This window comes from Streptomyces sp. NRRL F-5755 (genome assembly GCF_001279365.1).
Taxonomy (GTDB): Bacteria; Actinomycetota; Actinomycetes; order Streptomycetales; family Streptomycetaceae; genus Streptomyces; species Streptomyces rimosus.
In genome coordinates this window covers 1-7,174 of record NZ_LGCW01000093.1, presented here as the reverse complement: position 1 = coordinate 7,174, position 7,174 = coordinate 1, and the positions used below count along the sequence as shown (strand labels likewise).

Genomic DNA, 7,174 nt, shown 5'->3' with positions numbered 1-7,174 from the left:
GTGGACGAGCGGGCCCCAGGGCCACTTCAGCGTCAGGGCGGTGGTCTCGTTGGGCGGGGTGACGGCCACGGTCCGCGGCTTCCAGGAGCCTTCCTCGTTCTCCTTGGCCATGCCGAGGTTGAGGGTGAAGTCGGTGCTGTCGCCGGGGCCCAGGGTGATCGAGCCGTGCTTGGCGGAGGAGCGGGCGAGCGACCAGGCGGGGCCGCCGGCGTCCGGCCGGAGGTCCACTCCGGCGAAGCCGCCGATGGTGCAGGTGCGGCTGCTCTTGTTGGTCAGCACGATGCTGGTGGTCGTCCCGCCGCTCGCGTTCGGGTCGGGGACCGCGTCCTCGCCGGTGGCGAAGGCCGCCTTGAGGTCCGAGGTGTGGCAGCGCTGACCGCCGGAGCCTCCGGCCTTGCTGCCGCCTCCGGCGCCCGAGCGGGCCGACTTCCCGCCCGCGGCGCCCGAGGCCCCCGCCTTGCCCTCGGCCTTGGCCTTGGCGCCGGACTTGGCCTTGGCCCCGGTACCGGCCTGACCGTCGGCCCCCTGCCCGTCCGCGGAGGCCCCCGCACCGCTGGACGTGTTCGCGGCGGCCGCCTCCGCGTCCAGGTGGGCCGCGGCCTTGCTGCCGCCGGTGTCCGAGCCGGAGCAGGCGGTCAGGGTCAGACCGGCGGCCGCGGTCAGAGCCGCGGCGGCGATGCGGAGCGTACGGCGGCGGGCGGTGCGCACGGTGCTGGAGCTCATTTCGGGTCCCCCGGGACGGTTGGTGGTCGTTGTTTCGTACGTCGTTCCCTCGGTACGTCATCCACTCTGTCCGGGCGCCCTACCGCACGGCTGCCGTGCCACTAACGCCCGGCTAACACGGGCGCGCGGCCGTATCCCAGGGGCGCCCTAAGGGTCCACCCTGATGCCCCGAACCCGCCTCCCATGTGACGATCGGTGCCATGACCAGCGCGCCACCCCGGCCCGAGGCGAGCTACGCCCCGGCGCCCGACCCCGACGATCCGCCCCTGCGCAAGCTCTACCGCAGTGCCGACGGCCGGATGCTCGGAGGTGTCGCCCGCGGGCTGGCCGGGCATCTCGGGCTGCCGGTCTCCTGGGTACGGGTGGTGTTCATCGCGCTGTTCATGGCGGAGGGCATGGGCGCGCTGCTGTACGCGGCGTTCTGGTTCATCGTCCCGCTGGGCGTCGGCGGCGTGGACGCGACGCGCGCGAACGCCTCCGCCGCCCCCGGCCTCCTCGGCAAGGCCCGCGGCCGTACGGGCCGCAAGGCCGACAAGGGCCAGATCCTCGCCCTGCTCACGCTGCTCGCCGGCGCGGCCGTCGTCGCCTCGAAGTTCCAGCTGGGCCGCGCCAACGCGTACGTATGGCCGATCCTGCTGATCGGCGCGGGCGTCGCGCTGGTCTGGCGCCAGGCGGACAACGCGCGCCGCGCGCAGTGGCGGGAGATGGGCCGCCGCAAGGGCCTGCTCCCGGTCGTGCGCGGCGCGGCGGGCGTGGTGCTGGTCGGCGTCGGCGTCACCGGCATCGTCGTCCTGCAGAGTTCGGTCCGCCACCTCGGGATGGCGCTTCAGGCCGCCCTCGCCGTGCTGGTCGGCATCGCGCTGCTCGCGGGCCCCTACCTGGTCCGTATGACACAGGACCTGTCCGAGGAGCGTCTGATGCGCATCCGCGCGCAGGAACGCGCCGAAGTCGCCGCACACGTCCACGACTCCGTCCTGCACACCCTCACCCTGATCCAGCGCAACGCCGAGGACCCGCGTGAGGTGGCCCGCCTCGCGCGCGCCCAGGAGCGCGAGCTGCGGGCCTGGCTGTACAAGCCGGAGGGCCGGGGCAAGGACGAGGAGCAGGAGCCGGACACCCTCGCCGAAGCGGTACGCAAGGCCGCCGCCGAGGTCGAGGACCACCACGGCGTACCGATCGAGGTCGTGGTCGTCGGCGACTGCCCGCTGGACGAACGGCTCGGCGCGCAGATGCAGGCCGCGCGCGAGGCGATGGTCAATGCCGCCAAGTACGGTGGCGAGGGCGGTGCGGTGCAGGTGTACGCCGAGGTCGAGGGCCGTACGGTCTTCGTCTCCGTACGCGACCGGGGCCCCGGCTTCGACCTGGACGCGGTCCCCGGCGACCGGATGGGTGTACGCGAATCCATCATCGGCCGCATGCAGCGCAACGGCGGCACGGCCCGGCTGCGCTCCGCGCCGGACGGCGGCACCGTGGTCGAGCTGGAGGCGGAGCGCCTTCCGGATGACGGATGATGAGGAACCAGGGCACCACGCCAGAGGCAACGTCGACGAGGGACGGACGGACGAGATGAGCAGCGACGCCGCACAGGATGACCGGGCCGGCGGCACGGCCGGTGGGGGACAGGCCGGTGGCGGGCAGGCGGGTGACGGCCCGGCCCGCACGGTACGGGTCGTCCTCGTCGACGATCACCGGATGTTCCGTACGGGCGTCCAGGCCGAGATCGGCCGCACCGACGAGACGGGCGTCGAGGTCGTCGGCGAGGCCGCCGACGTGGACCAGGCCGTCACGGTCATCACCGCCACCCGCCCCGAGGTCGTCCTGCTGGACGTGCACCTGCCGGGCGGCGGCGGTGTCGAGGTGCTGCGCCGCTCCGCCTCCCTGATGGCCGACCCCGAATGCCCGGTCCGCTTCCTCGCGCTGTCCGTCTCGGACGCCGCCGAGGACGTCATCGGTGTCATCCGCGGCGGCGCCCGTGGCTACGTCACCAAGACGATCACCGGTACCGACCTGGTCGACGCGATCTTCCGCGTCTCCGAGGGCGACGCGGTCTTCTCCCCGCGCCTGGCCGGCTTCGTCCTGGACGCCTTCGCCTCCACCGACGCCCCGCCGGTCGACGAGGACCTGGACCGCCTGACCCAGCGCGAGCGCGAGGTGCTGCGCCTGATCGCCCGCGGCTACGCCTACAAGGAGATCGCCAAGCAGCTCTTCATCTCGGTCAAGACGGTCGAGTCGCACGTCTCCGCGGTGCTGCGCAAGCTCCAGCTCTCCAACCGCCACGAGCTGACGAGGTGGGCTACGGCCCGGCGGTTGGTGTGACGCAGGGGGTGGCGTCCGGGGCCGGCGCGTTCGTGGACGTACCGGCCCCGGACGCGACCACGCGGCTCGTACGTCCCTTGCCGTCCGTACGGCGGCGTCCTGCCCGGCCCCCGAGCTCCGGCACCAGCGACACGATCCCCAGCGCCGCCAGCCCGGCCCCCAGCCAGATCGTCGCCCGCAGCCCGTACGCGCCGATGGCCATGCCGCCCACCAGCGACCCCACGATCACGCCGAGCGTGATGAACGACGAGTGCACGGTGTTCACCAGCGCCCGCGCGTTCCCGGCCCGCTGGACGCGGGTGACCATCGCCGGGTTCATCGTCACCCCGACCAGCCCGATCCCCATCATGAACACCACGGCGGGCACGGGCAGTTGCGCGGTCAGCGCGAACCCGACGAGAAACCCCAGGTTCAGCACCAGCCCGCCGAACAGCACGGCGATCGTGTGCCGGTCGGCGAGGCGCCCGACCACGGTGTTCCCGACGACGGTCGCGGCTCCGTACGCCACGAGCAGCAGGGGTACGGTCCCGGTACCGAAGCCGGTGTCCTCGGTCAGGATCGGGTTGAGGTAGCTGAACACGGCGAACGTGGCTCCGATGATCAGCGTGCTGGTGGACAGCGCCAGCCACAGCCGCGGCGTACGGAATACGCCCAGCTCCTCCCGTACGCCGCCGCCCGCATCCGCCCGTTCCAGCCGCGGTACGCCGACGGCCGTGCACACCGCCGCGCCCACCGTGAGGACGGCCACCGCCCAGAACGCGGCCCGCCAGCCCAGGTGTTCACCGATCAGCGTGGACAGCGGCAGGCCGAGCAGCGTGCCGAGCATCAGCCCGTTCATGGCCACCGCGATCGCCCGGCCGCGCGCTTCCGGCCGTGTCAGCTGGGCGCATACGGAGAGCGCCACGCCGAAGAACGCCTGTGAGGCGACGCCGGTGACGACCCGCGCGACCATCATCGTCCCGTAGTCCGGCGCGACGGCCGCGAGCACATTCCCGGCCAGGAAGACCCCGAACAACACCCCCAGTGCCCGCTTCTGCGGCAGCCGCATCACCCCCACCGTCAGGAACGGTCCGCCGACGGCCATGGCCACCGCGAAGGCCGTGATCAGATAGCCGACCTGCGGCACGGTGGCCCCCAGTCCGTCCGCCATCTGCGGCATCAGCCCGGCGACGGCGAACTCGCTCGTCACCATGGCGAAGATGCCCAGGGCCAGGACGTACACGGCGCGTGGTACGCGCATGATCCCCCTCTTTTCCTAACCGATCGTTCCAGTATTAGCCCGAAAGAAACCCCCGCCGGAGCGGGGGTGGTGCGTGATGGGTGTGTCAGCGCAGAACCGTCGTTGCCTGCTCCACGGCATCATTGATCCGCCGCTCGTCGCCCGTCTTGCCCATGACGCGCAGCCCTTGGATGAAGGTCACCAGAAACCGTGCCTGCGCCCGCACATCCGTCCCTTCCGCCACCTCTCCTTGCGCCTTCGCCCTGATCAGAGCACCCGTGATCGCCGACTCCACCTCATGGAAGGCCGTCTCGACCCGCCGCTGCGCCTTGTCGTCCTCCGGCAGCAGCTCTATGGCGGTGTTTGTGACCAGACAGCCCTTGCGGTCGGCGTCCGCCAGCGCCTCGGTGGCGAACGCGCGCAGGAACTCCCGTACGGCGGGCAGCGCCGGCCCCGGCTGGTTCAGCCGCTCCAGCGCCGCCACCCCTTCGTTCTCGCAGTAGCGGTCGAGCGCGCGCAGGTACAACTCGTGCTTGCTGCCGTACGTCGCGTAGATGCTGCCCCGGTTGATACCGAGGTGATCCACGAGATCCTGTATCGACGTGGCTTCGTACCCCTTGCGCCAGAACAGCTCCAGGGCAGCCTGAAGCGTCGCGCCCGGGTCGAACTCCTTGGTTCTGCCCATGCGGGCACCCTACGGGTTACGTAACCGATCGTTCAAGAAACTGCGACTCGACGCTGTGGTGGTCGGGCGCCCACTTCAACTCGAACCACACCACCTTCCCGATCCCGTACGGGCGCGGATACGTACCCCAGTCGTCCGCCAGCGCCGCGACCAGCGCCAGCCCGCGCCCACCCTCGTCGTCCGGCCCCGCCGCCCGGGGCTCGGGCATCAGCTCACTCGCATCGGCCACCTCGATCCGCAACCGCCCGGCGAACAGCAGACACCGCGTCCGCACATGCCGCCCACGCGGAACCCGCGCGTGCACACAGGCATTGGCCGTCAGCTCACTGAGAATCAGCACAGCCGTCTCGGCCACCTCGTCCTGCAACCGCCATACGTCCGCCAGGACACGCAGGTACGCACGGGCCCGCCGCGCGCTCCGAGGATGGCGCGGCAGCCACCATTCGTTCGTAAGAGGGGAATTTCCTTCATTCACAATCCGAGCATGCCGAGGCGGGCGTACGGTCGGCAGCCGCGACGAGGGTACGCGTCAGGGTGTACCGGTCGTGCCGGTGAAAAGGGGGCACGTTGTCGAAAGAACCGACCCAGCTGCCGAACAGTAGCGCCTAAGACCAGCATTGCGGATGCTCCGGATCGCCGACCAGGTATGCCGGACACATGGCACGTTGGAGGCGGCGGACCAATACCTGAAGCCCGAGAAGTCTGTACGGCCCATCGGCGAGTTCATGGAGCTGGAAGAAACCGCGATCGGGCTGTACTGGTACGAGACCCTCTACATGCCGGGCTTGCTGCAAACCGAGGAGTATGTGCACGAGCTGATGAACCACGGCCTTCCGCCCTTGGACGACGAGACGGTGGAAGAATGCATCACCAAGCGTCTCCGGCGGCAGGCGTTGTTGGACGGAAAGTCCGACACGGCGTTCAACTTCATCATCTACGAAGCCGCGTTGCGCACGATGATGGGCGGCGCCGGAATGATGAGGCGCGAGCTTGAGTGTCTGCTGGAAGTCCAGCGGATGCGCAACGTCTGCGTGCAGGTTCTGCCGGCCGACCGCGCCCCCTACATCGCATTCGGCGGCCCGATCATCCTCCTCGAAACCGAGGAACACGAGACGTACGCGTACCTGCCCGGCCAGGGGGTCAGCACATTGCAATCCGAGGCGAGCGATGTGAGCCGTCACAGCCGGGCCTTCGGCACGATCCGCATGCAGGCGCTCGGGATGGAGGACAGCGACGAGTACATCCGCAAGGTGGCGGGGGAACTGTAGGCGGCCTGGCGAGTTCGGCATTCGGGCCCAGTTCACCACCCTTGGCCGTAGCTGGGCGGCGTAACTCTCCCTTCGCCTCCGGGGCTTGAGCCCCAAGCTCCGGGCGGCGAGACCCGAGCCCCTTATCCAAGGAACGGGTGGGTTGGCACAACCCACCCGCCCTCCCAACCCTCGCGCGTACCAGCGCACATGACTTTCCGCGACCGGCTTGCCACGGCCCGTCGCCACCCCCTAGCGTTCGCCGCAGCAAGAAGCGCATGCACAACAAGCGACCCCGGCCGGTGCTACCAACACCAAACCGGGGCCTGACCTTCAAGATCGGTAAGGACGATCTCAATGGCTGACGCCCAACTTACTACGGCGCCCTGCGCGCCCACCGCCTCGCCCGCCATCTCCCGGCCCCGCCTCGCGGCCCCCGGCTACGGCAAACGCTCCGCTCCGGACCAGAACCCCCGCCACCGCGACGACTTCACCGGCCTCCCCGAACGCGAAGCGTTCATCGCCGCGTTCATCGACCGGCTGCCCGACGGCGCCGCCATGGACGTCAAAACCCTCGCGGCCACCCAGCCCCGCTACGGCCAGCAAGCCGTACGCTCGGCCCTCACCCACCTCTCCACCGCAGGCCACCTCCGCCGCGTCCAGGAGACCGTCGGCAACGGCGGCACCCAGTGGGTCTACCGCACGTACTTCACCCGCACCGCCCGAGACGACACCTGGTGGCACCACTTCCTGACCGGCAACACGCCCCCACAACTCCCCCCAGACGAGCGACCATCGCCCCTCACCCTCGCCACCCCTGCCCCCGCAGCCCCCGAACCCGCATTCCCCGAACCTGCGCCACCCGACCCCGTAACCCTCGGCCCCGTGGTCCCCGACCCCGGGGCCCTCGCCCCAGCAGCCTCCGAATCTGCGCTGTCCGGTGCCGTAACTCTCGGCCCCGCGTTCCCCGGCCTCGCGTTCCCC

At 70.7% G+C, this 7,174-nt stretch carries 7 protein-coding genes and 1 pseudogene; 4 read left to right on the top strand and 4 right to left on the bottom strand.

Features of this window, described 5'->3' with window-relative positions:
- Positions 1 to 723: DUF4232 domain-containing protein (locus ADK86_RS12335; protein ID WP_053696626.1), on the bottom strand; the 723-nt coding region annotated here is incomplete at its 3' end.
- A 200-nt stretch (positions 724 to 923) separates the two neighbouring features.
- Between ADK86_RS12335 and ADK86_RS12330 the strand changes: the two genes are divergently transcribed.
- On the top strand, positions 924 to 2,234 hold the full coding sequence (locus ADK86_RS12330; protein WP_030605169.1) for an ATP-binding protein: 1,311 nt from the start codon (positions 924 to 926) through the stop codon (positions 2,232 to 2,234).
- A 55-nt stretch (positions 2,235 to 2,289) separates the two neighbouring features.
- A complete protein-coding gene (locus ADK86_RS12325) occupies positions 2,290 to 3,039 on the top strand; it encodes a LuxR C-terminal-related transcriptional regulator (RefSeq protein WP_053696628.1) in 750 nt (249 codons plus the stop codon).
- Here the strand turns inward: ADK86_RS12325 and ADK86_RS12320 are convergent.
- The 3 genes from ADK86_RS12320 to ADK86_RS12310 form a co-directional block, all read right to left on the bottom strand.
- Positions 3,017 to 4,279 carry an MFS transporter gene (locus ADK86_RS12320; protein ID WP_053696625.1) on the bottom strand — a complete coding sequence of 421 codons (1,263 nt, stop codon included), beginning with the start codon at positions 4,277 to 4,279 and terminating at the stop codon, positions 3,017 to 3,019. The genes ADK86_RS12325 and ADK86_RS12320 overlap by 23 nt on opposite strands.
- A gap of 85 nt (positions 4,280 to 4,364) precedes the next feature.
- Entirely contained in the window at positions 4,365 to 4,943 is a 579-nt protein-coding gene (locus tag ADK86_RS12315) for a TetR/AcrR family transcriptional regulator (protein WP_053696624.1), read from the bottom strand.
- A 16-nt stretch (positions 4,944 to 4,959) separates the two neighbouring features.
- Positions 4,960 to 5,418 carry an ATP-binding protein gene (locus ADK86_RS12310; RefSeq protein WP_078952007.1) on the bottom strand — a complete coding sequence of 153 codons (459 nt, stop codon included), beginning with the start codon at positions 5,416 to 5,418 and terminating at the stop codon, positions 4,960 to 4,962.
- Positions 5,419 to 5,566: 148 nt separating this feature from the next.
- Between ADK86_RS12310 and ADK86_RS12305 the strand changes: the two genes are divergently transcribed.
- Both ADK86_RS12305 and ADK86_RS12300 read left to right on the top strand, forming a co-directional pair.
- A complete protein-coding gene (locus ADK86_RS12305; protein ID WP_053696623.1) occupies positions 5,567 to 6,211 on the top strand; it encodes a DUF5753 domain-containing protein in 645 nt (214 codons plus the stop codon).
- A 336-nt stretch (positions 6,212 to 6,547) separates the two neighbouring features.
- Positions 6,548 to 7,174, top strand: a pseudogene (locus tag ADK86_RS12300) (MarR family transcriptional regulator); the annotation flags it as partial.

What these genes read in the sequence shown, in the direction of transcription:
- ADK86_RS12325 (WP_053696628.1), top strand. Translation starts at nt 2,290, where the DNA reads ATGAGCAGCGACGCCGCACAGGATGACCGGGCCGGCGGCACGGCCGGT.
- ADK86_RS12320 (WP_053696625.1), bottom strand. Translation starts at nt 4,279, where the DNA reads ATGCGCGTACCACGCGCCGTGTACGTCCTGGCCCTGGGCATCTTCGCC.
- ADK86_RS12305 (WP_053696623.1), top strand. Translation starts at nt 5,567, where the DNA reads ATGCTCCGGATCGCCGACCAGGTATGCCGGACACATGGCACGTTGGAG.
- ADK86_RS12315 (WP_053696624.1), bottom strand. Translation starts at nt 4,943, where the DNA reads ATGGGCAGAACCAAGGAGTTCGACCCGGGCGCGACGCTTCAGGCTGCC.
- ADK86_RS12330 (WP_030605169.1), top strand. Translation starts at nt 924, where the DNA reads ATGACCAGCGCGCCACCCCGGCCCGAGGCGAGCTACGCCCCGGCGCCC.